Annotated in this window: 27 protein-coding genes, 1 tRNA gene and 1 pseudogene; 16 read left to right on the top strand and 13 right to left on the bottom strand. The window is 64.2% G+C overall.

What is annotated here, in order from left to right:
• Nucleotides 1-103 precede the first annotated feature (103 nt).
• Nucleotides 104-989 (top strand): annotated as a pseudogene (locus ACNJX9_RS03285) (LysR family transcriptional regulator).
• Between the two features lie 168 nt (nt 990-1157).
• Here the strand turns inward: ACNJX9_RS03285 and ACNJX9_RS03280 are convergent.
• Nucleotides 1158-1964 carry an enoyl-CoA hydratase-related protein gene (locus ACNJX9_RS03280; protein WP_439407782.1) on the bottom strand — a complete coding sequence of 269 codons (807 nt, stop codon included), beginning with the start codon at nt 1962-1964 and terminating at the stop codon, nt 1158-1160.
• 155 nt (nt 1965-2119) lie between these two features.
• On the opposite strand from ACNJX9_RS03280, the gene ACNJX9_RS03275 reads away from it, so the two are divergent.
• Complete coding sequence (locus tag ACNJX9_RS03275) at nt 2120-3094, top strand: ketopantoate reductase family protein (protein ID WP_057747515.1); 975 nt, start codon at nt 2120-2122, stop codon at nt 3092-3094.
• A gap of 3 nt (nt 3095-3097) precedes the next feature.
• Here the strand turns inward: ACNJX9_RS03275 and ACNJX9_RS03270 are convergent, their stop codons facing one another.
• Together ACNJX9_RS03270 and ACNJX9_RS03265 are read right to left on the bottom strand one after the other, a co-directional pair.
• Complete coding sequence (locus tag ACNJX9_RS03270) at nt 3098-3775, bottom strand: alpha/beta hydrolase family protein (RefSeq protein ID WP_057747496.1); 678 nt, start codon at nt 3773-3775, stop codon at nt 3098-3100.
• Nucleotides 3776-3800: 25 nt separating this feature from the next.
• Nucleotides 3801-4448: a TetR/AcrR family transcriptional regulator gene (locus ACNJX9_RS03265; RefSeq protein WP_271603435.1), complete on the bottom strand. Its 648-nt coding sequence runs from the start codon at nt 4446-4448 to the stop codon at nt 3801-3803.
• Nucleotides 4449-4522: 74 nt separating this feature from the next.
• On the opposite strand from ACNJX9_RS03265, the gene ACNJX9_RS03260 reads away from it, so the two are divergent.
• The gene (locus ACNJX9_RS03260; protein ID WP_439407781.1) at nt 4523-5467 is read left to right on the top strand and encodes an SDR family NAD(P)-dependent oxidoreductase; all 945 of its coding nucleotides are present in this window, start codon (nt 4523-4525) and stop codon (nt 5465-5467) included.
• A 130-nt stretch (nt 5468-5597) separates the two neighbouring features.
• Complete coding sequence (locus tag ACNJX9_RS03255) at nt 5598-6743, top strand: acyl-CoA dehydrogenase family protein (protein WP_057747494.1); 1146 nt, start codon at nt 5598-5600, stop codon at nt 6741-6743.
• Nucleotides 6744-6750: 7 nt separating this feature from the next.
• On the opposite strand, the gene ACNJX9_RS03250 is transcribed toward ACNJX9_RS03255, so the two are convergent.
• Entirely contained in the window at nt 6751-7635 is an 885-nt protein-coding gene (locus tag ACNJX9_RS03250) for a LysR family transcriptional regulator (RefSeq protein ID WP_439407780.1), read from the bottom strand.
• Nucleotides 7636-7738: 103 nt separating this feature from the next.
• On the opposite strand from ACNJX9_RS03250, the gene ACNJX9_RS03245 reads away from it, so the two are divergent.
• Genes ACNJX9_RS03245 through ACNJX9_RS03235 form a run of 3 tightly spaced genes read left to right on the top strand, consistent with a single transcriptional unit; the run spans nt 7739 to nt 9223 of the window.
• Nucleotides 7739-8167, top strand: coding sequence for a DoxX family protein (locus ACNJX9_RS03245; protein ID WP_439407779.1), 429 nt, complete (start codon nt 7739-7741; stop codon nt 8165-8167).
• Nucleotides 8168-8184: 17 nt separating this feature from the next.
• Nucleotides 8185-8646: a DsrE family protein gene (locus ACNJX9_RS03240; RefSeq protein ID WP_439407778.1), complete on the top strand. Its 462-nt coding sequence runs from the start codon at nt 8185-8187 to the stop codon at nt 8644-8646.
• Nucleotides 8639-9223, top strand: a complete 585-nt coding sequence (locus tag ACNJX9_RS03235) for a TlpA family protein disulfide reductase (RefSeq protein WP_439407777.1) — start codon at nt 8639-8641, stop codon at nt 9221-9223. The genes ACNJX9_RS03240 and ACNJX9_RS03235 overlap by 8 nt, the downstream gene beginning before the upstream one ends.
• On the opposite strand, the gene ACNJX9_RS03230 is transcribed toward ACNJX9_RS03235, so the two are convergent.
• Both ACNJX9_RS03230 and ACNJX9_RS03225 read right to left on the bottom strand, forming a co-directional pair.
• Entirely contained in the window at nt 9220-10359 is a 1140-nt protein-coding gene (locus ACNJX9_RS03230) for an amidohydrolase/deacetylase family metallohydrolase (RefSeq protein WP_439407776.1), read from the bottom strand. The two genes, ACNJX9_RS03235 and ACNJX9_RS03230, sit on opposite strands and share 4 nt — an antisense overlap.
• Before the next feature lie 199 nt (nt 10360-10558).
• On the bottom strand, nt 10559-11185 hold the full coding sequence (locus ACNJX9_RS03225) for a TetR/AcrR family transcriptional regulator (protein ID WP_439407775.1): 627 nt from the start codon (nt 11183-11185) through the stop codon (nt 10559-10561).
• A 50-nt stretch (nt 11186-11235) separates the two neighbouring features.
• On the opposite strand from ACNJX9_RS03225, the gene ACNJX9_RS03220 reads away from it, so the two are divergent.
• Genes ACNJX9_RS03220 through ACNJX9_RS03210 form a run of 3 tightly spaced genes read left to right on the top strand, consistent with a single transcriptional unit; the run spans nt 11236 to nt 13375 of the window.
• A complete protein-coding gene (locus ACNJX9_RS03220; RefSeq protein ID WP_057747489.1) occupies nt 11236-11640 on the top strand; it encodes a hypothetical protein in 405 nt (134 codons plus the stop codon).
• A 38-nt stretch (nt 11641-11678) separates the two neighbouring features.
• On the top strand, nt 11679-12935 hold the full coding sequence (locus ACNJX9_RS03215) for an NAD(P)/FAD-dependent oxidoreductase (protein WP_439407774.1): 1257 nt from the start codon (nt 11679-11681) through the stop codon (nt 12933-12935).
• Between the two features lie 2 nt (nt 12936-12937).
• Nucleotides 12938-13375 carry an SRPBCC family protein gene (locus ACNJX9_RS03210; RefSeq protein ID WP_439407773.1) on the top strand — a complete coding sequence of 146 codons (438 nt, stop codon included), beginning with the start codon at nt 12938-12940 and terminating at the stop codon, nt 13373-13375.
• A gap of 8 nt (nt 13376-13383) precedes the next feature.
• Here the strand turns inward: ACNJX9_RS03210 and ACNJX9_RS03205 are convergent.
• The 3 genes from ACNJX9_RS03205 to ACNJX9_RS03195 form a co-directional block, all read right to left on the bottom strand.
• Nucleotides 13384-13460, bottom strand: a tRNA-Arg gene (locus ACNJX9_RS03205).
• A gap of 93 nt (nt 13461-13553) precedes the next feature.
• On the bottom strand, nt 13554-14192 hold the full coding sequence (locus ACNJX9_RS03200; RefSeq protein ID WP_439407772.1) for an RraA family protein: 639 nt from the start codon (nt 14190-14192) through the stop codon (nt 13554-13556).
• Nucleotides 14193-14255: 63 nt separating this feature from the next.
• Nucleotides 14256-15275 (bottom strand): alpha/beta hydrolase, encoded by a 1020-nt coding sequence (locus ACNJX9_RS03195; RefSeq protein WP_439410247.1) that lies wholly within the window; start codon nt 15273-15275, stop codon nt 14256-14258.
• A gap of 211 nt (nt 15276-15486) precedes the next feature.
• On the opposite strand from ACNJX9_RS03195, the gene ACNJX9_RS03190 reads away from it, so the two are divergent.
• Nucleotides 15487-16095, top strand: coding sequence for a hypothetical protein (locus ACNJX9_RS03190; protein WP_057747485.1), 609 nt, complete (start codon nt 15487-15489; stop codon nt 16093-16095).
• 121 nt (nt 16096-16216) lie between these two features.
• Here the strand turns inward: ACNJX9_RS03190 and ACNJX9_RS03185 are convergent, their stop codons facing one another.
• Both ACNJX9_RS03185 and ACNJX9_RS03180 read right to left on the bottom strand, forming a co-directional pair.
• The gene (locus tag ACNJX9_RS03185) at nt 16217-16432 is read right to left on the bottom strand and encodes a hypothetical protein (protein WP_439407771.1); all 216 of its coding nucleotides are present in this window, start codon (nt 16430-16432) and stop codon (nt 16217-16219) included.
• A 17-nt stretch (nt 16433-16449) separates the two neighbouring features.
• A complete protein-coding gene (locus tag ACNJX9_RS03180; RefSeq protein WP_439407770.1) occupies nt 16450-17457 on the bottom strand; it encodes a 2-dehydropantoate 2-reductase in 1008 nt (335 codons plus the stop codon).
• Nucleotides 17458-17627: 170 nt separating this feature from the next.
• Between ACNJX9_RS03180 and ACNJX9_RS03175 the strand changes: the two genes are divergently transcribed.
• Together ACNJX9_RS03175 and ACNJX9_RS03170 are read left to right on the top strand one after the other, a co-directional pair.
• A complete protein-coding gene (locus tag ACNJX9_RS03175) occupies nt 17628-18212 on the top strand; it encodes a YidB family protein (RefSeq protein ID WP_057747482.1) in 585 nt (194 codons plus the stop codon).
• Nucleotides 18213-18346: 134 nt separating this feature from the next.
• Entirely contained in the window at nt 18347-18619 is a 273-nt protein-coding gene (locus ACNJX9_RS03170) for a GlsB/YeaQ/YmgE family stress response membrane protein (protein WP_205668226.1), read from the top strand.
• A gap of 143 nt (nt 18620-18762) precedes the next feature.
• Here the strand turns inward: ACNJX9_RS03170 and ACNJX9_RS03165 are convergent, their stop codons facing one another.
• A complete protein-coding gene (locus ACNJX9_RS03165; protein WP_439407769.1) occupies nt 18763-19548 on the bottom strand; it encodes an SDR family NAD(P)-dependent oxidoreductase in 786 nt (261 codons plus the stop codon).
• A gap of 232 nt (nt 19549-19780) precedes the next feature.
• On the opposite strand from ACNJX9_RS03165, the gene ACNJX9_RS03160 reads away from it, so the two are divergent.
• Genes ACNJX9_RS03160 through ACNJX9_RS03150 form a run of 3 tightly spaced genes read left to right on the top strand, consistent with a single transcriptional unit; the run spans nt 19781 to nt 22855 of the window.
• Complete coding sequence (locus ACNJX9_RS03160; RefSeq protein WP_439410246.1) at nt 19781-20845, top strand: acyl-CoA dehydrogenase family protein; 1065 nt, start codon at nt 19781-19783, stop codon at nt 20843-20845.
• A gap of 15 nt (nt 20846-20860) precedes the next feature.
• Nucleotides 20861-22021, top strand: coding sequence for an acyl-CoA dehydrogenase family protein (locus ACNJX9_RS03155; protein ID WP_439407768.1), 1161 nt, complete (start codon nt 20861-20863; stop codon nt 22019-22021).
• A gap of 15 nt (nt 22022-22036) precedes the next feature.
• Nucleotides 22037-22855, top strand: coding sequence for an enoyl-CoA hydratase/isomerase family protein (locus ACNJX9_RS03150; RefSeq protein WP_439407767.1), 819 nt, complete (start codon nt 22037-22039; stop codon nt 22853-22855).
• Nucleotides 22856-22970: 115 nt separating this feature from the next.
• Here ACNJX9_RS03150 and ACNJX9_RS03145 read toward each other — a convergent pair whose 3' ends face one another.
• Nucleotides 22971-23723 carry a hypothetical protein gene (locus ACNJX9_RS03145; RefSeq protein WP_439410245.1) on the bottom strand — a complete coding sequence of 251 codons (753 nt, stop codon included), beginning with the start codon at nt 23721-23723 and terminating at the stop codon, nt 22971-22973.
• Nucleotide 23724 lies beyond the last annotated feature (1 nt).

Here is a 23724-nt window from a genome sequence, read left to right as displayed (position 1 = left end):
CTTCCCAAAAATCCCTTGCTTGGGGCGGACTATGAATTAACGCGTGGAGGGCTACAATCTACCAAAATATGCGATCAGCTTTCTCGAATCGCGAAAGGTCGACATGGACATCCTGGTGAACCTTCAGGCCTTCCTCGCCACCGCTGATACGGCTGGATTTTCCGCCGCTGCGCGAAAACTCAACGTCTCGACCTCAGTGGTGGCAAAGCGCGTCACGCAGCTCGAGGCGCGGATCGGCACACCGCTGTTTCACCGCTCGACCCGGCAGTTGCGGCTGACCGAGGCCGGCCAGCGCTACGTGCATCGCGCCCGCGGCGTGGTGACTGATGCGACCGACCTGCTGTCGCGCATGGGCGAGAAGGGCCACGATCTCGTCGATCATCTCCGCATCAAGGCCCCGACCTCGATGACGGTGGCGCGGCTTGCCGATGCCTTCAGCGCCTTCCAGACACAAAACCCGCGGCTGAAGCTCGAGATCGTGCTGCTCGACCGCCCGGTCGATCCGGTCACCGAAGGGTTTGACATCGCTATCGGCGCCTTCCCGCATTCCTTCGGCGGCGTGGTCGATGAGCCGCTGGTGCCGTTGAAGCGACTGCTTTGCGCCTCGCCGGCTTATTTGAAGAAGCACGGCACGCCAAAGCATCCGCGCGACCTCGTCGAGCATCGCTGCCTCAGCTTCATGCCAACTGGCCCCGAATGGGTCTTTGACGGGCCGCGCGGCCGCATCACCATCCAGGTCAGCCCACTGCTGTCCTCCAACGAGGGGCATGTGCTGGCGCGCAGCGCGATCGCCGGCAACGGCATCGCGCTGATCTCGCATTATCTCGTCGCGGATGCGCTGCGCGACGGCACGCTGAAGCCGGTGCTGCGCGACTTTCCGATTCCGGAATTGTGGGTGAAAGCCGCGAATCCCGGAACGCCGGCGCAATGCGGCCGCGGTGCAGGCGCTGCTGACCTTGCTGAAAACGTCACTCGCACCGTCGCTGTAAATGATGGTGCCGTAGCCCGCATGGAGCGCAGCGGAATGCGGGACGCCGGCCCCGGATTGCGCTTCGCTCCATCCGGGCTACTTGCTTCGCAGAGTCGCGCGCATCTCAACAATTTCGTCGTCCGGGACAAGCAAAGCAGATCCACGACGACGGCGGAGTGAAGCGTGCTCAGCCCTTCCCGCCGCCGCCCCACTTCGCCGGGCGCTTCTCGGTGAACGAGGCCAGCCCCTCCGCAGCCTCTGCGCTCTGGCGCTTGAGCGCGTGCAGCTGGACGAGCCGCGTATAGGCCGCATCGTCCACCGCCATGCCGCCGAACGAGCTTTCCAGCGCCAGCCGCTTGGTCTCGGCCATCGCCTCCGGGCCGTTGGCGAACAGTTGCTCGACCACCTTGCTGCCTGCGGCTTCGAGATTTGCGAGCGGCACCACCTCATGGACGAGGCCGATGCGGCGGGCATCCTCGGCGCCGAAGCGTTCGCCGGTAAGTGCGTAACGGCGGACTTGCCGTACACCAATGGCGTCGCAGAGCTGGGGAATGATGATCGCGGCGGTCAGGCCCCAGCGCACTTCGGTGATGGAGAACAGGGCGTCGTCGGCGGCGATCACGACGTCGCAGGCCGCGATCACACCGGTGCCGCCACCGAAGCAGCCGCCCTGCACCAGCGCCACGGTCGGGATCGGCAGGGTGTTGAGCCGCTGCACAGCCTCGAACGTCGCTCGCGACGCCGCCTCGTTGGCCTCAGGCGACTGTGGCCGCACGCCGTTGATCCATTTGAGGTCGGCGCCGGCCTGGAAATGCTTGCCGTTGCCCTTGAGCACGACGATGCGAAGCTTGGGTTTCTTGGCCAGATCGTCCAGGGCCGCGAGCACGCCTGATATCAGGGCGCCGTCATAGGCGTTGTTGACCTCCGGCCGGTTCAACGTGACGGTCGCAACCCCACGCTCATCAAGGCTCCACAGCACAGGGTTGGCAGTCATCGGCGATCCTCCGGTCATTCTGATGGCGCGCACTATGGCCGAGGCAACGCATCCCGATCCATATCTTTCCAGCGTAGGGCGGCCGCGCCCATCGCATGGCGGCTTGTGTCATGCTGCCGCCGGGCGACGACCAAAGATCAGGGACGGGACATCATATGCGCATCTGCATTTTCGGCGCGGGCGCCGTCGGAAGCCATCTCGCGGTCAGGCTCGCCCGCGCCGGCCACGAGGTCTCGTGCGTCATGAGGGGCGCGCATCTGGAGGCGGTGCGCGCCAATGGCCTGAAGCTGCGCGTCGGCGATTCCGAGGTTGCGGCCAAGGTGAACGCATCGGGCGATCCGGCCCAGCTCGGCCCGCAGGACGTCGTGATCTCGACGCTGAAGGCCACGGCATTGACTGGCCTCGTCTCCAGCATCAAGCCGCTGCTCCGGGACGACACCGCCATTGTGTTCGCCCAGAATGGCATTCCCTGGTGGTACGGTATCGGCCTGCCGCCGCGGCACCCGACGCCGCCGGACATTTCCTTCCTCGATCCCGGCGGACGCCTGCGCGCCTGCATCCCGAAGGAGCGGATCATCGGAGGCGTCATCTTCTCTTCCAACGAGGTGGCGGCACCCGGCGTGGTGCAGAACCTCACCCCGGACCGCAACCGCCTCTTGATCGGCGAATGTGACGACCGCAATTGCGAGCGCATCACCAGGCTCCGCGGCGTCTTCAATGATGCGCGGCTGGAATCGCCGCCGGTGGCCGAGATCCGCGAGGCGATCTGGTCAAAGCTACTGACCAACATGTCGCTGTCGGTGCTCTGCCTGCTCACAGGTCAGACTGCGCGGGGCGTACGCGACGACCCTGCCTTCACCGAAGTCATTCCGCGGATGCTGAACGAGGCCAACGACATCGCGCAGCACTTCATTCCCGAGGTCAAGCGCGTGACCCGCAGCGGCCCCGCCCCCAACCACAAGCCGTCGCTGCTGCAGGATTACGAGCTCGGCCGTGCCATGGAGATCGACGTGCTGGTGAAGGCGCCCGCCGCCTTCGCGCGCACCGCCGGCCTGTCGACGCCGACGCTCGACCTGATCGCAGCGCTCGCGATCCAGAAGGCGCGCGACAAGGGGCTGTATTCCGCGTGAACGTTAGGCGAGATCGTCGATCCAGCCCGCGAGCGTGTCTAGCACTTCCGCCAGCGCCTCGTCGTTGGTGCGGCCGGACCTCTTCAACACCGCGAAGGAATGATCGCCGCCTTCGATCTCATGCAGCGTCGCCTTCGCCCCGAGCGCCGCGACGACGGGCCTGAGCAGGCTGAGATCGGCGAGGCCATCCCGCGTTCCCTGAAGAAACAACATGGGAATGGCGACGCCGGCAAGATGCTCGGCGCGCTCGGTGGATGGCTTCTTGTCGGCATGCAGGGGAAAGCCAAGAAAGGCGAGACCCTTCACACCAGGCAACGCTGCCTTGGACTGCGCCTGCGATGTCATGCGGCCGCCGAACGATTTACCACCGGCCACGAGCTTCAACCCCGGGCACAGCCGCGCCGCCTCCTCGACCGCGGCGCGGATGGTGGCATGCGCGACGGCCGGCTGGTCGGGACGGCCCTGTTTGTTCTCCGTGTAGGGAAAATTGAAGCGGAGCGTCGCAATGCCGCGCATCGAGAGGCCCACCGCAATCTTGTCCATCGACACATGCCGCATGTCGGTACCGGCGCCGTGCGCCAGTACGTAGCACGCACGCGCATTGTCCGGCTGCATCAGGATCGCGGACACCGTGCCGATGCGTCCGATGTCGAGCTTGAGCTCAGTCGCCTTGGCCGTCATGACGCCTCACCCCCTGGATCTGCATTTAGCGGCTCGCCGGCCAGAGATAGTTCAGGACATGATTGAGTGTCGTCATGATCTCGCGGTAGCCGGCCTCGCTCTGCACTGAACCGAATTTGTCCTCGAGGGCCAGCTTGGCAAAACCGTGGACGGTGGACCAGGCGGCCGCGGCGGCGGTCTTCGCCTGCTTCGGCGTCCCCCCGACAAGCTCGGCGATGATGATCTCGAACTCGTGCCCGGCCGCCCTGCTTGCCTGCCTGAGACGCGGATCGTCCGCAACCAGGCGCTTGTTGGCAAACATCATCTGGAAGCGGCCGGGATGCTTCAGCGCGAATTCGACATAAGCGAGGCCCTGAGCGTGGAGTTTTTCGCGCGCGCCCTGCTTGCGGGATGCGGCATCCCGCAGCGCGTCGGCCAGCGCCTCGTAGCCGCGGATCGCGACCTCGGTCAGCAAGCCCTGCGCATTGCCGAAATGATGCGACGGCGCGGCCGGGGACACGCCGGCGCGGCGGGCAGCTTCGCGCAAGGTAAAGCCTTCGGCGCCTTGCTCGGCGAGAATGGCCTCGCTGGCCGCGATCAGGGCCTCCTGAAGCTCACCATGATGATAGCCGGCTTCCGGCTTCGGAACCTTGCGGCTCGGCTTGGCGCGCGCGGGCGCGATCGGTTTCGTCATGCGTAACTTGACACTGTTTAGATTGGCGGCTATCTATCTTAACACTGTTTAGATTGACCGGCCGGGAGTTCGAAATGACCGAAACGGAGCATAGCACCGCGTCCTCCCCGATGAAACGGCGCCATCTGGTCGGCGGCGCCGTGCTGGGCATGCTGACGAGTGCCCTTGGCGGCCTTGTCGGCGGCGTGGCGCTCGGCCAGGGCGCGGCGCTGCCGCAGCAGAGACCGAGCGGCCGCCAGCGTTTCACCGACAAGGTCATCATCGTGACTGGCGGCACCTCCGGCATCGGCCGCGCCGCCGCACTGATGTTCGCCGCCGAAGGCGGCAAGGTGGTGTTCTGCGGACGCAATGTCGAGCGCGGCACGAAGGTGGAAGACGAGATCAAGGGCGGTGGCGGCGATGCCGCGTTCGTCCGCGCCGACGTTCGCAACGAGGCCGAGGTCAAGGCCCTGGTCGACAAGACGATCGAACTTCATGGCCGCCTCGACGTCGCTTTCAACAATGCCGGAATTTCCATCGAGAAGCCGCTGCATCAGTACAGCGCGGCCGAATTCGACGACGTGATCAATACCGATCTGCGCGGCGTGTTCCTGGCGATGAAGTACCAGATTCCGCACATGATGCAGAAGGGCGGATCGATCGTCGTCACCTCGTCATCCAACGCCATCGCCACGTCGGCGAAGCGCTCGGCCTATTCCGCGGCCAAGCGCGGGCTTGTCGGCATGGTCCAGGCCGCGGCGCTCGAATACGCCCAGTACGGCATCCGCATCAACACCCTGATCCCGGGCACGACCGATACGCCGTTCATCCGCAGGCTCGCCGGCATGGACAATCTGCCCGATGCAGCCTGGCACATCGCGGTTGCGCAATGGGCCAAATCGCACGTTCCGGGCATGCAACGTGTGGCAACACCCGAGGAGATCGCGGCCTTTGCGCTGGTGCTCGCCTCGGACGATCATCCCTATGCAACGGGCGGACAGTTCGTCGTCGACGGCGGCAAAACCGCGCAGGCGGGATAGCCGGCAGCCTGAAAACACTGGCATCGGCAGCCGGGGTTGGCGTACCACGGCGGGCGGGCTTGCGCCCGCTGTGACCGTTGTGGCACGCGTGATGCCTACGCGCCTGCGACAAGATCGACCGAGGGTGACCATGGCCTACCGCTCCTCCTGGATGACCGAAGAGCTCGACGTCTTCCGCGACCAGTTCCGGAAATATCTCGCCAAGGATCTGGCGCCGCATGCCGAAAAATGGCGCGAGCAGAAGATGGTCGACCGCTTCGCCTGGCGCGGGCTCGGCGAGATGGGCGCGCTGCTGGCAAGCGTGCCGGAGGAATATGGCGGGCTCGGCGCAACCTTCGCCTATGACGCCGCCGTGCTCGATGACCTCGAGAGCACGGTGCCGGAGCTGACCACCGGCGTCTCCGTGCACAGCGCCATCGTCGCCCACTACATCCTCAATTACGGCTCGGAGGAGCAGAAGAAGCGCTGGCTGCCGAAGATGGCCACGGGCGAGATGGTCGGCGCCATCGCCATGACCGAGCCGGGCACCGGCTCGGATTTGCAAGCCGTCAAGACCACAGCGAAGAAGCAGGGCAATTCCTACGTCATCAACGGCCAGAAGACATTCATCACCAACGGCCAGGCCGCCGACCTCGTCATCGTGGTCGCCCGCACCGGCGAAGCGGGCGCGAAGGGGATCTCGCTGATCGTGGTCGAGACCGAAGGCGCCGAAGGTTACAAGCGCGGACGCAACCTCGACAAGATCGGCCTGCAGGCCTCCGACACGTCCGAATTGTTCTTCGACAACGTTACGGTCCCGCCGGAAAACTTGCTCGGCAAGGAGGAAGGCCAGGGCTTTGTGCAACTGATGCAGCAATTGCCGCAGGAGCGCCTGGCGCTCGCGGTCGGCGCCGTCGCCTCGATGGAGCGCGCCGTCAAGCTCACCACCGAGTACACCAAGGAGCGCAAGGCGTTCGGCAAGCCGCTGCTGGATTTCCAGAACACCGCCTTCACGCTGGCCGAACGCAAGACCGAAGCCATGATCGCGCGCGTCTTCGTCGACTGGTGCATCGAGCGCCTGGTCGCCGGAGATCTCGACACCGTCACGGCGTCGATGGCGAAATACTGGTGCTCGGACAAGCAGGTGCAGACCGCCGACGAATGTCTCCAGCTGTTCGGCGGCTACGGCTACATGCAGGAATATCCGATCTCGCGCATCTTCATCGATTCGCGCATCCAGAAGATCTATGGCGGCACCAACGAGATCATGAAGCTGCTGATCGCGAGATCGCTGTAGCGGGGCGCTACTTCATCCGCTTGTCGGCGGCAATGAAGTCGATGAAGGTCCTCACTTTCGCGGAGAGATATTTGCGGCTCGGATAGACTGCGAACAGCTTTCCGACGAAGATGATGTGCCCGGGCATGACGTGCTCGAGCCGTCCAGCCGCGATGTCCTCGGCGACCAGCCATTTCGGCAGGAAGGCGAGGCCCATGCCTTCCAGCGCCGCCATGTGCAGTAGCGTTTCGTTGCCACTGCGTAGCACCGGGTTGAACTTGATGGTTTCAGTTCCGTGTTCGCCCGCGAAGGAGAAACTCTCGCCGGGATAAAGCGCATAGTGCAATAGCGCCTGGCCGGCGATATCGCTCAGCTTCGTCGGGCGCCCGGCGCGTTTGAGGTAGGCAGGTGCTGCGACCATGTAAAAGGGCACGTTGGTGATGGGCCGCGCGATCAGCGCCTCATCGGGTGCGCCGGTCGCGCGCAAGGCGAGATCGAATCCCTCCTCGACCAGATTGACCAGCCGCCCGCTGAGATCAATGTCGAGATGCACCTCGGGATAGCGCGCCTGGTAGTCGGCCAGCACGCCCGCGAAGATCGGATTCGCCATCCACACCGGCGCGGTCAGCCGCAGCGTACCGCGCGGCACGACGGTCGCCTTGCTGACGGCAGCCTCGACCTCGTCGAGCGAATCCAACATCTGCCGCGCCTGCTCGAAATAGAGCGCACCGCTCTCGCTCAGGCTGACGCGCCGGCTGGTCCGGTTGAGCAGCCGCGTGCCCAACCGCTTCTCGAGTTGCATCACATGCTTGCTCGCCATCGCGGGCGATATGCGCAGGCGCTGCGCCGCGGTTGCAAAGCTCTTCAGCTCCGCGACCAGGCAAAACACCCGCATGCTGACCAGGGAATCCATGAGATCATCAACATTCAGGAAAGGAATCGATCCTGGAACCGATAATGATCAAAAATAGTGAAACCATCAAATGGTGGCAGCCCTCACATTTGGAGAAGCCACCATGTCGACCACCACCTTCGAGACCGCTACACCCGGCCGAGCCCTTCGCATCGGCCTCTGGGCCGCGCAAATCCTCATCGCCTTCGCGTTTGTCGGGGCGGGGCTGGTCAAGCTGACCACGCCCATTCCGCAGCTGGCCGCCATGATGCCCTGGGCCGGCCAGTATTCCGAAACCTTCGTTCGCTCCATCGCACTTGTCGATCTCGCCGGCGGGATCGGCATTCTGCTGCCGGCGCTGACGCGAATACTGCCGCGGCTGACGGTGCTCGCCGCGCTGGGCTGCTCGGTGTTGCAGGTGATTGCACTCGCCTTCCATCTCTCGCGCGGCGAGGCCGAGGTGACGCCGCTCAACATCGTCCTGCTCGCGCTCAGCCTGTTCGTGCTGTGGGGTCGCAACAGCAAGGCGCCGATCGCGCCGCGTCGGTTCTAAACGGCCACGCCGCCGCCATGATCCCTGCCATCGGATGGTCCCGCAGGGGACTGCTCGCAGGCACCGCGATCCTCACGGCCGGCGGCGCAGCCGCGGCCAGGGAGGATCGCCTCGCTGATGGCGTCGTGATCCTGATCGACAGCAACGAGCCTTATGTCATCGGACACGCGATCAGCTATTCCGCCAATCTCGCCAAGCACTTTGCCGACAAGGGTACCCGCCTGCTGATCGAGGTCGTCGCCAATGGCAAGGGCATCGACGTTTTCAGGGCGGACAAGACCCCGCTGGCCGAGCCGCTGGCGACGCTACGCCGGTCGCTGCCTGATCTCATCTACAGCATGTGCGCTTCGTCCAAGGCGATCGCGGAAGCCAAGGAGCAGCTCTCGATCCCGCTGATCCCGGGCGCGAACCTCGTGCCCTTCGGCATCGGGCGCGTCGTGGATCTGCAACTGAGGGGTTGGGCCTATATCCATGCGTGAGACCCACCACGCGTTGTCGCGGCGATCGCTCCTGATCGCCGCGCCGGCGCTTCTTGCCTTTCTGCCTGCGGGCGGTGCGCAGGGAAGCTGGCCGCCGGTGTTCGAAGCCGGGCGCAGCCAGTTCACCGTGGTGCGGCCGCGCGCGCCGATGCCGCCGCTACGGCTTCAGGACCTGCATGGAAAAGACGTGGTGGTGACGGCAAAGCCGGGACGCATCACCCTCGTCAACTTCTGGGCGACGTGGTGCGCGGCGTGCCGGCTCGACCTGCCCGTGCTGGCGAGCCTCGCCGGATCGCAACGCGATCGTCTGGATGTCGTCGCTGTCTGCACCGACACGAGAGATTTGCGCAAGATCACCGCGTTCCTCGCCGGCCTCGCCGTAAAGAACCTCGCCTGCTATGCCGATGCCTATGGCGCGGCCGCGCAAGTATCGACAGAGATGTTTCCCATCGTCGGCATGCCCATCACCTATCTGGTCGGGACGAGCGGCCATGTCGAAGGCTACATTGCCGGCGCGCCCGACTGGCTCTCACCGGCAGGCGCGCAATTGCTGCAATTCTATCGCGAGCAAACCTAGTTCGGATGCCACCAGCGGCCGCCGATGACGACGCCCTCCGAAACGATCTTCTTGTCGCCGATGAGGTGCTCGCCGACGACGTCCTCGTAGTGGAACTGGCCTTGCTTCACCGAGATCAGCGTGGCATCGCCGACGCTGCCCGGCTTGAGCGTGCCGAGCTCGAGCCGCCGCAGTGCCATCGCGGCATTCTCGGTCGAGGCCTTGATCACGTCCGACAGCGGCATGCCCATGCAGAGGAATTTGGACATGGTCGTCACCTGGTCGAACGCCGGGCCGTCGATACAGAGCTGGTGGATGTCGGATGAAATGGTGTCGGGATAGAAGCCGTTGGCGAGCATGGCGCGCGCGGTCTTGAACGCGAACGAGCCCTTGCCGTGGCCGATGTCGAACAGCACGCCGCGCTCGCGCGCGTCGAGCACCGCCTTCTTCACCGTGCCCTGCGCGGTCACCGGCGAATTCGGGAAGGGACGGAAGGCATGGGTCAGCACATCGCCGGGCCGCAGGCGCGCCAGCACCTCTTCATAGGTCGGCGGCGGATGATCGATATGCGCCATCAAGGGCATGCCGACCTCGTCGGCGACCTGGAGCGCGATATCGAGCGGCACGGCGCCTGATGTGCCCGAGGAGTGCAGCCCGACCCGCACCTTGATGCCGACGATGAGGTCGCGGTTGGCGTCCGCCACCTTGGCCGCCTCGATCGGGTTCATCAGCCGCAATTCCTCGCTCTCGCCGACCATGATCCGGTGCGAGAAGCCGAAAATGCCGGCATGGGAGACGTGCAGATAGGCGAGGATGCGGACCTGGCTCGGCTCGATCACGTGCTTGCGGAAGCCGGCGAAATTGCCGGGGCCGGCGCTGCCGGTGTCGACCGAGGTGGTGACGCCGGAGTTGCGGCAGAACTCCTCGGCATCGATACCGAGCGAAGTGCCGCCCCAATAGACATGGGTGTGGAGATCGATCAGCCCGGGCGTCACGATGAACTGCGAGACGTCGCGAACTTGAGTGCCCGGATCCGCCCTGAGCCCGGAGCCGACCGCGGCGACCTTGCCACCCGAAAACGCGACATCCGTCACGGCATCGAGCTTCTGCGAGGGGTCGATCACCCGCCCGCCGCGCAGGATCAAATCGAAAGGCATCATCGTCTCCGGATCAGGCAAAACATGGACCGGGCTGGAAGGTGCGCTTCCAGCCCGGCCGCCTCTGTTAGCAATTTTCACACCAGCGAAGCAAATCAGCAGCGGACGATTTTCCAGCAGGAAACATCGACTGCGACTGACCTAGCGGGTTTGGCCTGTCGATCTTCACTTCGGGATTCAACCCGCCCGCTCGCGCCCTTCACTTGATCTTGGCCACCGCCGCCTTCGTGGCGCTCGTGAGCAAGGCGCAGATGGCGGAGACGGATCTCGCTCCCGAGAGCATCCGAAAGGTCGCACAGCTGGTAAGGACGTAAATCAGATCGACAACATCGCGCTTGGCGTTGGTCGGCGTGTCTTCGGCAGCTATTCGTGCAATCAATTCTCCAATGAGAGGCCGGCGACGCTCGTTACGCGCCGCGAGCGCTTGGGCGAACTCCTGGTCAATCGCCATGGCGTCATGAAGGCGCGCCACCGCGGGGTCGCTGTCCCAAAATTCGCAGAAGATCCGAACCGCCATCTCAAGGCCCTTTTCAGGGTCGGGATAGGCGGCGGCGTCCTCCAGGCTAGCGAGCCCTCCCCGGCTGGCGATGTCATCAAACACTGCTTCGAGCAGCCCGCGCCGCGAGCCGAATTGGTTATAGACGGTCAAGCGCGTCACCTTTGCCGCTTTTGCGACTGCGTCGAGCGAAAAGGTGGTGATGCTGTCCTCCTCGCGAAGGAACCGCGTAGCGGCCTGAATGACCTGGTTCCGCTTCGCCGCGGCAGCTTGGGCCCGCGCCACGCTGACATACGCACGCTTAGGCACGCTCCGCCTCTTGAATTTCAATATACATCGTGTATATCCAAACTGCTTCGTGCAAAAGGGTCGAAATTCCTATGCAGCCGGTTCTGCTTATAGCCATTTCGCTCCACGTTCTCGCTGCCACGTTCTGGGCCGGCTCGACTTTCGCATGCGCCCGGACGACCGGGAATGATGGTCAGCAGCTGTTCGCTCCGCAGTTGGGCGCGGCAGCCGTGGCAGTGCTGTCAGGTGCCTACCTATGGAAAGCGTTGCATGAGGGTTCATTTGGGCCCACGGAGCAGCTTTTGAGCGCAGGCGCCGTGGCGGCAATCGTCGCGCTCGTCATTCAAATAACAATCATTCGTGGCGCGTTGCAGAGGCTGCGGACGTCCTCGGGCGACGACGCAAAGGTGCGATCGCAATTGGCCACGGGGTATCGCAGCGCGGCTATTCTTCTCGCGGTCGCAGTGCTCGCCATGGCCGCGTCACGCTACGCCTAGCCTCTTCCAAACAGAAGCGTGTGCAGAGGAAGCAATCGATGTCGCCATCACTCGGTTCAAGTCATGAAGCCTACGATGTCGTAGTTCTGGGAGCCGGATACGCGGGCATGATGGCGGCTCTTCGACTAGGTCGACGCCGGCTTGGGCTTCGCGTTGCACTGGTGAACGGCAATGAGCAGTTCGTCGAGCGCGTTCGACTGCAGGAGACGATGGTCGCCCCGGTAAAACCGCGGATCGCGTCCCTTTCAAGATATCTGCGCCGTACCAATGTCCGGTTCATACATGCTTGCGTGCTGTCGCTCGATCCAATTCGGAATACCGTGACGATCGATGAGGATGGTTCACCGCGCACGATTGCTTTCACGCAACTGATCTACGCGCTGGGCTCACATGTCGACACCGACAATGCCGCTGGCGCACCAGAGCATGCCTTTCGTCTTGATCCGGGTGAGGGTCCGCGGTCTGCCGCCGCGCTGCGAGCCGCGCTTCATGAAATTGCCGGGCGACCCGCTCGCGTGCTTGCTGTTGGCGGCGGACCGCTTTCGGTCGAGGCTGCGGGCGAAGCCAAGTCGACATGGCCCAATATGAGCGTGACGCTGCTCAGCCCCACGCGTGTTGGCGATTTCAGCAGCGCCGAGGTTCAATCCGTCATCAGACGCGACCTGACAAGATTGGGCGTCGAGCTTGTCGACAACGAACGAGTTACCGGGATTGAGAGCGACGCAGCGATGACCGCCAGCGGGCGGCGCATTCCTTTCGACATATGCATCTGGGCTGCAGGCATGCGCGCTCCCGCGATTGCGAGGCTGGCTGGGCTGCAGGTCGATGCTCAAGATCGCGTGGTCGTCGGAACCGATTTGAGGTCGGTGTCTCATCCCGCGATTCTCGCCGCCGGCGATAGTGCGCACCCGAATGGACCGACCGGCGCGCCGTTTCGCGCATCTGCATTGGCGGCGGCTGTTTCCGGGGTCTATGCGGCAGAACAAGCCATCGCCCGGAGCCAGGGCCGACTCATCCGGCCATTTAGCTTCTCAACCTTCGCACAAGCCGTCGCCGTCGGTCGGTTCGCGGCACTCTTCCCCCTTGATGCCAACGATCACCAGATACTTTTCGTGGTGGGGGGACGCATTGCGAGTGTGTTGCGGAGCGTCCTGATCTGGCTTGTTCTTCATTTCATCACCTTCGAACGGCTGCTGCCGGGCGTTCAGACGTGGCCAGGACGAAAGCGAGCGGCCGCCCCACCCGCCAGTCAGAAGAGCCCGGATCGGCTCGCGAGAAACTCTGAAAGAGCTTGACGATGCGTGATCAAGAAGAGGGCAGGGACAAGCGCGCGATCGTTGTCCACTACCGGCTATCCGCACCGCCACGCAAAGTCTGGCGTGCGTTGACGGAGCCGCGGTTGCTCGAAAGTTGGCTGATGCCCAACGACATCGAACCCGAGGTCGGGCGCCGCTTCACGTTTCGCACCACGCCGGCGCCGGGATTTGACGGTGTCGTCAAGTGCGAAGTCTTGAAGGTCGAGCCCGACTCGCGACTTGTCTACTCCTGGCGCGGAGGGCTTCTTGACACGATCGTGACCTGGACACTCAAGCTCTCGTCGACCGGCGGCACCGATCTCCGGCTCGAGCATACCGGCTTTGACCGCGAACATAGCGCGACCTACGACATGCTTAACGAAGGATGGCGGAAGAAAGCCGCGGGCTCGCTGGAGCGCGTCTCTTCATCGCTCGACTAGGTGAAGGCTGGCGATCCCGGCATGACTCGAACATGCGACCTACGGTTTAGGAAACCGCCGCTCTATCCGGCTGAGCTACGGGACCGCGGAACCTGCCGATGAGGCAGGTTGCCTGGAGCTGTACATATCAAAGCGAGCGCCGAATCGGAAGCCCTTCGCTTGGGCAACAAGCGGTCGGTCAGGACTTCCCGTAAGCCCCCTGGTAGCGGCCCTCGCGGATTGCCTTCAGGGTGTCGTCCTCGCGCTTGATCTGGACGCGCACCGCCTCCAGCAGGGCCGCGGCGCCGGCGGCGGGAAACGACACCACGCCGTCTTCGTCGCCGACCACGATGTCGCCGGGCGAGATCACGCTGCCGCCGATCGTCACGGGCACGTTGATCTCGCCGGGGCCGTTCTTGTAGGGGCCGCGATGAATCACCGCGCGGGCGAAGCAGGGGAAGTCGTCGGCGGCGAAGGCCGCGACATCGCGGATCGCGCCGTCGATCACATAGCCTTCGGCTTTGCGCCATTGCGCGATGTTTTTCATGATCTCGCCGACCAGCGCCCTCGTCTCGTCACCGCCGCCATCGACCACGATGACGTCGCCGGGGCCGACCAGCTCGAGCGCGCGGTGGATGGCGAGATTGTCGCCGGGCCGGGTGCGCACCGTGAAGGCCGCACCCACCAGCTTGCCGCTGCGATGATAGGGTTTCAGCCCGACTGCGCCCGGCAGCCGGCTGAGATTGTCGGAAATGATCGAGGTCGGCGCATTCCTGAAACCTGCGATGATATCGGCCGGCGGTTTCGGCACGCTGTTCGCTGCGATGGTAATCGTCATGGCGTTTGGTCCTTTTATGATCTTATTCGGCGTGCGCCCGTGCCATCCTTCAAGACGTCCAGATCAGCGCTCCGCGCCGCAGCCCGGGATATCGAACAGCGCGGCGAGGCCGCATTTCGAGGTCAGCATCTTGTCGCCGTCATGGCCGACACCGGCGACGTCCCACACCCTGTGATTGGGCGTGCCGTGACCGCGCTTGGCCATCGCGTCGGCATAGGCATGACCGCGGACGTAGCGATTGGGGCCCTGTGCCTCGCCCATGCAGCTCTTGTCCGCCGCGGGCTTGGTGTCGAGCGTGCCGAGCAGATAGATCACGTCACGCTCGACATAGCGCTGCTCCAGCGCTTCAGGCGTTGCGTCCGCCAGATAAGGCGGCCGTCCGTCCATGCCGTATTTCCAGACATTGTAGCCCTGGCAGGACGCGGCAATCGCCGGCACCGGCCGTTCGCCGCTGAAATAAGCATAGGACGACGGATTGGCGACGACGTAGCGAACGCCGATATGCTGACGCGACAGCGCGGTCTCGCCCTTGCCGGCGATGGCGTAGCGTTGCGCGACCTGGCCACCGCCGGAATGACCTGAAATCACCACCTGCTTCAGGTTCGGGAAGATGCGGCGGTCGGAGAGCTTTGCCAGGATTGCATCGAGCGCCGCGAAGGAGGAAACCGGATTGGGCGCAAGCGCGGCTTCGCCGCCCTCCCAACCCGCCAGCGACCAGCGCAGCATATCGGCGGTCAGCTTGTGGGCGTCGACATCGACCTGCGCCAGGAACTGCGGCACGATCATGAGCGCGCTCTTGCCATCGTCGCCGGCAGCGACCTGTGCGGTGTGGGCCGAGAGGTAGTATTCGTCGGCATTGCGCAGGCGGCCATGCAGCACGATGACGGCGCGCGAGATCGCAGGCAACGGCATCGACCAGTCACTGGAGAGATAGAGCGGCAACAGTCCCTGCCCGCCGACCGAGAGCCGCGCATCGGCCACGACCTTCACCGGCTTGTCGTGAGGGATCTCGTCCTCCGCGGCCAGCGCGCGGCCGCCAATCAGCACCAAAGCGATTGCGGCCATCCAGCTCAGCGCTCTCATGACGAACATGTCCCTGTCGCATCAAACCGATAAGAAGATTCTAAGCGCATCATGCGCTGCGGGGCTGTGACTCCCGAGCCACGTCAAGCAAAAAATGTCAGCAACCCAGCCATGAATTTCCCTGGTTCCATGGGTGACAAGCCGGCGAGAAAGAGGCAAAAATCAGTCACGACTCAGTCTGGGTTGAGTTTGCGAGGAATACTCTCTTAGAATGTCTGACGTAGTTGCATCGCGTCGCGCGGCGCCGGTTCTCGTTGCCGCAGCAGGACTATTTCTGCTGACATTGCCGCATGCCCAGGCGCAATGGTGGAAGCGCGCGCCTGTCGATTTCGAGGAATGCGCCGACGCTGCCGAAAGATCCGCAAGCAAGGCCGAAAAGACCGCGGCGCTCGCCGACTGCAATGCAAAGTTCGCGGGCCGCCGCAAGGCAGGCGGCGGCTACACCTATTACGACTTCCTCCAGGATCGCAGCTTCGACATCGCAGGTCCCAACCCGACACCGGAGGAGCAGAAGAGGATCGACGAATCCTACACTGCCTATCTCGCCGATCAGCGCCGCAGCAATGAAGCGGCACGGGCGACCGCGCGGCAGCAGCACGAGCAGCAGGAACAGCAAGTGCAGCAGCTTCAGCAGGTCGCGCTGCGCACCGAGGTCGAGCGCGTGCCCGTTCCGGTCGAGCGGCCGAAGGTGTTGCGACAGAAGGGCGCGCCCTGCACCAAGGGCTCTTTCACCTGCGAATGGCCGCGCCTGTCGGAAGGTTTGAGCGAGTTGAAGAAGCTGTTCAGCCCGACGCCCAGCAAGCCGGCGAAGAAGGGCTGAGCTGTCTCCACATCCGTCATTGCAAGCGCAGCGAAGCAACCCAGAGTCTTTCCGCAGAGGGATTCTGGATTGCTTCGCTGCGCTCGCAATGACGGAGTGGGATGCAGGTCCGCACCAAATCCTAGTGCGTATAGATCTTCTTCGAGCGCTTAGGTTTGGACACCGGTGGAGTGGCGAGCTCGGGAGTTGTCGTCGAACCGTTCAGCGCCTTGCGGCTCTCCTGCAGGCGCGCGTCATAGCCGGGAGAATTCATGACGGTCGGCGGCCTCGCGTAAGCGAGCGTCGATGCCTCGCAGAGCGCGGTCAGCGCGAGCCCGATCCTAAGGCAACGCCTCATTGGTTCCTCCGTCGTTCTCAAACCACGCCGCGAATCTGCTGCGGCGAAAGCCGCGGCGGGCCTTTGCCTGATGTCTCCGCCTCCTTGATCAGCGCAACAATGCGGCGCATCAGCGGCACTTCGACATTGTTCTGCTCGGCAAGCGCGATGACCGCGCCTTGCAGATAGTCGATCTCGGTCTTGCGGCCCTGCTTCAGATCCTGCCACATCGAGGAGCGCGCCTGCGGATCGATCTTCATCGTGCGCCCGAGGATCGCGTTGAAGATCATGTCGGGCAGTCGCAGCAAGGTCGGCGTCCAGTTCGGCGGGATCGGCGTCGCCGATGCCGGCGTGATGCCGGCGGCCTTGAGCACGGCGAGGCCCTCAGCCATCTGGTCGGCGAACAGCCGTCGCCAGTCACGGCTTGCCAATTGGGCCGCGAGCGGCATGTCGGACAACGCGCTGAGCGCGTTGTTCAGATTGATGATCAGCTTGCCCCATTGCACGCCGGTGATGTCGCGGTTGGCTCGCGTCGTGAGACCGGCTACCGAGAGCGCCGCCGCCGTGTTGTCCGCGTCCTCGCCGACAATAATGTCGCCCGAGGTCGAACGATGGAAACGTCCCTCGCCCATCGCGACCACGTTGAACGGCACCATGCCGGCGGGCACGCGGCGGCCGCCAAGACGTTCGTTCAGAATGGCAACGTTGCCGACGCCATTCTGCAACGACACGATCACGACATCCTGCGGCGCGTGCTGCGCGATCTGGTCCGCGACATCAGCCGTGTCGGCGCTCTTGACCGTGACAAGCACGATGCCGGCACTGTGGAGGATCGCAGGATCCTCCGACAGCGCCAGCTGTCCCGCACCGAGCTTTGTCTCGGAGCCGTCGAAATCCGTCAGCCGCAGGCCGAACCGCTCGATCTCGGTCTTCACCCGCGGCCGCACCAGCAGTGCGACACGGCGACCGGCAGCCGCGAGCTGACCTCCGACAAAACAGCCGATGGCGCCCGCGCCGGCCACAACGATCGGTCGATCCGTCACCACCTGACTTGCTCCCCGAATGACCCGTTCTCGATAGCAGAGGCGAGGCCGGCTGCCCATCGCGGCCACGGCGCAGCTGCCTTGTAACCGTCATGAGAGGCCCATATGTTTTCGCTCCGGGGGCGCTGTCAGCGGCGAGAGCTCGCCGAACGAGAACGCCAAAGGAGAGCACCATGGGTCTACTCGATGTCCTCAACGGCATGCAGAACGGGCCCCGTGGCCCGAGCACGCCGAGCTCACAATCCTCCTCCGGCGGCATGTCGCCGATGACCATGGCGATCCTCGGCCTGCTCGCCTGGAAGGCATTCAAGCATATGACCGCAAGCCAGCCGGGCGCCGTGCCGCAGCCGGCGCCGACTCCCGTGCCGCCACCCGCGAATGCGGGACCTGGTGGTGCTCTCGGCGGCGGTGGTGGTCTCGGTGATGTCCTCAAGGGCGGCCTCGGTGGCCTGCTCGCGGGCGGCGCGGCCGGCTCCGTGCTGAGCGGCGGCCTCGGCGATCTCCTCAACCAGCTCCAGCAAGGCGGCCATGGCGAGACCGCAAACAGTTGGGTCGGCAAGGGCGAGAACAAGCCGATCGCACCCGGCGATCTCGCCAATGCGCTCGGCGCTGACCAGATCCAGAGCTTGTCGGCCCAAAGCGGCCTGTCGCGCGATGAGCTGCTCTCCGGCCTCAGCCAGTATTTGCCGCAGGTGGTCGATCATCTGACGCCGGACGGACGGCTGCCGACCGAGAACGAGCTTTCGGGACGAATTTAATCGAACTCTGACCTCAAGCGCGACGAGATCAGGATGAATCACAATCGCGCTTTAGGTTATTGTTTGAGCATGATCTTTTCGGAACACCGCTGCACACTTTTCCGGATCATGCTGTTGGCAAGGGGAGCACTGACATGAGCATGGGCGGCCTGTTGTGGATCATCATCGTCGGCTTCGTTGCCGGCCTCATCGCGCGTTTTCTGGCACCGGGACCGAACAACCCGAGCGGCTTTATCCTCACCACCATCCTCGGCATCGCCGGCGCGTTTCTGGCGACCTTCATAGGCCAGGCCATCGGCCATTACGGCCCGGATCAGGGCGCGGGCTTCATCATGGCCACGATCGGCGCTGTGGTGGTGCTGTTCATCTGGCACCGGCTGGTGGCGAGTGGCGTGATCAAGGGGTAGCGCCTTAAAGCGCCGGAGGGCACATTGTCTCCGCATCGTCATGCCCGGGCTTGACCCGGGGCATCCACGTCTTTCGGTCCGCGCGGCAACACGTGGATGGCCGGGTCAAGCCCGGCCATGACGCGGAGAGAGCGCGCCGAAAACTACGTAATCAAATGCATCCCGGCATCCATGCGCACGGCTTCGCCGGTCATGTTGCCGGAAGCCGGCAGCGCAAGGAAGCAGACGAGCTGCGCGATGTCCGCGGCGGATGAGGCGACCTTGAGCGGCACCTTCGCCAACACGGCGTCACGCACCTTTTTCGCGCCTTCCTCACCACGGCCCTTGGTGAACCAGGGCGTATCGATATAGCCCGGACAGACCGCGTTGACGCGGATCATCGGCGCAAGCGCGACGGCCAGCGACCGCGTCAGGGTGTTGAGTGCACCCTTGCTCGCGGCATAGGCCATCGAGGAGCCAACGCCGTTGATGCCGGCGACGGAGGACACGTTGACGACCGCCGACGTTCGCCCCGATGCCTTCGCACCGGCCTCGAGCAGGCTGCGCGCAGCACGCACCATCTGGAACGGTCCGACCGTATTGACGCCGTACAGGCGCTGGAAATCGTCCGCCGATAGTCCGTCGAGATCGCCATAAGCAACGTGCTTGGTGGTGCCGGCATTGTTGACGAGGATGTCGAGCTTGCCCCAGCCGCTCGCAGCCGCGACGATCCTGCGGCAATCGTCATCCTCGGAGACGTCGCCCTGCGCAACCAGCACTTCGGCGGCGCCCGCCTTGCGGCACGCTTCCGCCGTGGCCTCGGCTTCGGTCTTGCTCGACGAATAGTTGATGACGAGCCGCGCCCCGTTTCGGGCGAGGATTTCTGCGGTCGCAGCACCGAGGCCGGATGCGGACCCCGTCACGATTGCGCACAAACTGTCCTTGGCCATCCGGATGTCCTTCCCTCTGTAAGTTTCTGGCGCCCTGTTTAGCGAGTTTGCCGCGCCCTGCAAATCGAGCAAACTCCGCTAAGCGGAATTAGCTTATCGCCCATGCCCGCCCCGCAGGTTGACCTGCGATCAACGCTTGTCAGGGCCATGGCTTTTTCGGATCATCCGGCGCAAGAAGAGATCGCGCACCGCCCCTTGGGTCGACGCGCCAATGGCAAACACGGGGAACGCTGTGGCGGAGAGTGACAATATCGTCGTCGAGACCGCGGAGAAGATCTTCGCCGATCTTGCCGATCCGCAAACCATCAACAACGACAAGAACAATTCGTGGCAGGCGCCGCTGTGGCAGGCGCTGAGCGAAGCCGGCTTGCCCTTGTCCTGGGTCCCCGATGATCTCGGCGGCTCCGGCGCCAGTCTGGCCGACGGATTTGCGCTGCTGAACGCAGCGGGCCGCTTCGCGGTCGCGGTTCCCCTGGCCGAGACCATGCTGGCGGGCTGGCTGCTGGCGCAGGCGAAGATCGCCTCGCCCGAAGGCGAGATGACGCTGCTGCCGGCCTCGCCGAAGGGTCGCATCACTGTCGATGCCGATGGCGCCGTCTCGGGCCGCTGCCGCGGCGTGCCGTTTGCGAAATCGGCCAAGCATTTTGCGGTGCTGGCGCACGGCAAGGCCGGTGTCGCGATCGCCCTGGTCGACGCGAGCAAGGCGCGGATCGAGTCCGGCCTCAATGTCGGCTACGACCACAGCGATACCGTGACGCTGGACAAGCTGCAGCCCCTCACCATCAAGGCCGCGCCTGGTGGCTTTGACCAGACCGCGATGATGCTGATGGGCGGCGTCGCGCGCAGCCTGCAGATTGCAGGCGCACTGGAATCGATGCTCGACATCTCCGTGCGCTATTCCAATGAGCGCGTCGCCTTTGAGAAGAAGATCTCGAAATTCCAGGCGGTGCAGCACAATCTCGCCCGCCTCGCCGGCGAATCCGCCGCTGCGCTTGCCGCTGCAACCTCGGCAGCTGACGCGATCGCGAACGCAAAGTCGTTCGACGACGAGGTCTATCTCGAAGCAGCCGCCGCAAAGATCCGCTGCGCGGAAGCTGCGGAAAAGGGCGGTGGCATCGCGCACCAGGTTCATGGTGCGATCGGCTTCACCATCGAGCACATCCTGCACCGTTATTCGCTACGGGCGCTGGCATGGCGCGACGATTTCGGCTCGGAAAGCTACTGGGCCGTCGAGCTCGGCAAGCTCGTCGCTGCCAGAGGGGCCGATCAATTGTGGCCGCTGGTCGCCTCACGCTGAGAAGGAATGAGACACATGACCGCAGCGCTTCGTTTCGATCCGATTCGCCTGCCGCCCAAATGCGAAGAGCTGCGCAAGGAAGTGCGCGCGTTCCTCGCCGAGGAGATGGCTCGCGGCACCTTCAACCCGTTCAAGCCCAACCGCGAGGACACCGATGTGCCGGAATTCTGTCGCCGCGTCGGCGAGCGCGGCTGGATCGGCATGACCTGGCCGAAGAAATATGGCGGCCAGGAGCGCTCCTTCCTCGAGCGCTACGTCGTGACCGAGGAGATGCGCGTCGCCAACGCGCCGACGCGGCGCTTCTTCGTGGCCGACCGCCAGAGCGGGCCGGTGCTGCTGAAATACGCCCCCGAACATATCAAGTTGGATATCCTGCCGCGCATCTGCCGCGGCGAGATCTGCTTTGCCATCGGCATGAGCGAGCCGAATTCCGGCTCGGACCTGTTCGCGGCGAAGACGCGCGCCACCAAGACCGACGGCGGCTATCTCATCAACGGCACCAAGATCTGGACGTCGTCGGCGCATATCGCCGACTACATGATCGCGATCTTCCGGACCTCGCCACCGACCAAGGAAAACCGGCGCCACGGCCTGACCCAGTTCCTGGTCAAGATGAAGCAGCCGGGCATCAAGGTGAATCCGATCGGCCAGATCACCGGGCAGTACGAATTCAACGAGGTCGTCTTCACCGACTTCTTCGTGCCCGATGATCACGTGCTCGGCGAAGTCGACGGCGCCTGGAAGCAGGCGACGAGCGAGCTCGCCTATGAGCGTTCAGGGCCCGAGCGCTTCCTCGAGACCTACTACGTGCTGACCGAGCTGGTCCGCGCGGTCGGTCCCACTCCCGATACGCGCAGCGCCGAAGGCATCGGCCGGCTCGTCGCGCAGCTTCACACCATGCGGCGCATGTCGGTGTCGGTCGCAGGCATGCTGCAAGCCGGCAAGGAGCCGGTGGTGGAAGCCTCCATCGTCAAGGACATCGGCACGGTCTGGGAGCAACAGCTTCCGCACCGCGTGCGCGATCTCGCCGCCTTCGTCGAGGAGACGGCGAGCAACCGCGAGACACTGGAGCGACAGCTCGACTTCGCCATCAAGACCGCACCGAAACTCACCATCCAGGGCGGCACCACCGAGGTGCTGCGCGGCATCATCGCCCGCGGACTTGGTTTGCGCTAACGCTTCGAGGACATCATGAGCACCTACAAAGATATCGGCGTCGAAAAAGTTGGCCACGTCGGCACCATCGAGATCCGCAGGCCGCCGCTGAACTTCTTCGACATCTCGCTGATCAACCAGATCGCAGACGCGCTCGACGAGTTCGATCGCGACATCGAGATCCGCGCCTCCGTTCTCTCGGCGCAAGGCAAGGCGTTCTGCGCCGGCGCAAATTTTGGCGATCCCGCGCGGCAGGCGCAGGAAGCGCAGGAGGCCGAGAAGAAGGCCAAGGGCGATCCGGCCGACAGTCTCGGCCCGATCAACCATCTCTATATCCAGGCCGTGCGCATCTTCCGCGCAAAGAAGCCGATCGTCGCCGCTGTGCAGGGCGCGGCCATCGGCGGCGGCCTTGGCCTCGCGGTTTCGGCGGATTTCCGCGTCACCTGCCCCGAAGCCCGCTTCTCCGCGAATTTCACCAAGCTCGGTTTCCATCCCGGCTTCGGCCTGACGACGACGCTGCCCGAATTGATCGGCAAGAACAACGCCGAGCTGATGTTCTACACCAGCCGCCGCGTCACCGGCGAAGAGGCGTATAGATGGGGCCTCGCCAATGAACTGGTGCCGCAGGACCAGGTGAAATCAGCCGCGATGAAGCTCGCCGGCGAGATTGCCGAATGCTCGCCGCTCGGCCTGCTCTCCACCCGCGCCACGATGCGCGCCGGCCTCGCCGACCGCGTGATGGCCGCGACCAACCACGAGCTCGCCGAACAGACCCGCCTGCGCGCGACTGAGGATTTCAAGGAGGGTGTGAAGGCCACGGAAGAACGGCGGGTGGCGAATTTTAAGGGAAGGTGATTGCGGCCGCGCTTCGCCGTATCACTCTCACGTCGCCACAACCTCAGCTGTCGTCCCGGCCTAGTGCGCAATTGCGCACTTGGGCCGGGACGACAGCGGAATTTGTCGCAACAGCTCACGAATGAACGCGGAACGTGACGCCGCCCAGCAGGAATTCGTTGCCAGCGACCGCGAGCCCTTTCTCACGCGCCGCATGCAACACCCTCGCCGCATCAGCCACCCGAAACTCCAGACCGCTCATGATCTCGCTCGCGCCCTTCACGAAGCGGAAGGTCGCATTGGGCAGCTTCAGTTCGGCATCGCTATTCGCTGCAACCCCGATGATCTTGCCCCAATGCGCCGCCAGGCCGTGCGGATCCGGGCTCTGCATCTCCACCGCCGTCAACGCCTGCGTCACATCCTTGCGGATGAATTTTTGCCAGTCAGGCCCGGCCGGCGGATAGGCGCCTAAAATGTCGTCGCTGCCCTCGGTGTGGTTGAATTCGATGAAGGCGGCGCGGCAGTCGCGGGGATGGAGCTGGACGCCGTGATAGGGCGCGTGGTCGATCACGTTGGCGGTGCGCACGCCCGTCGCATTGGCGTTGCGGCCTCGTTCGTCCGGATCATTGCAGCAAAAGATCGCCATGTAGCCGCCACGACCGCCGGTCTTCTCGATGAAGCGGCCGGCGGTGGTGCCGTCCTTGAACGGAGCGACCACCTCCAGCAGGATGGTATCGACCGGAAGCAGCGCATTCTCCAGGCCATATTTGGCGACATTGCCGTCGCGGTAGCAGACGGAAAGGCCCATGATCTCGGCGATATCGGAAATAACAGGCGCGAGTTGCGGCGCGACCAGACAGATCTGCCGCAGCCGCATATAGGGTGCCATG

Origin of the sequence: Bradyrhizobium sp. BLXBL-03, assembly GCF_051853015.1 — a bacterium.
In the GTDB taxonomy this organism is placed as follows: domain Bacteria; phylum Pseudomonadota; class Alphaproteobacteria; order Rhizobiales; family Xanthobacteraceae; genus Bradyrhizobium; species Bradyrhizobium manausense.
This window is presented reverse-complemented; position numbering and strand designations above follow the sequence as displayed.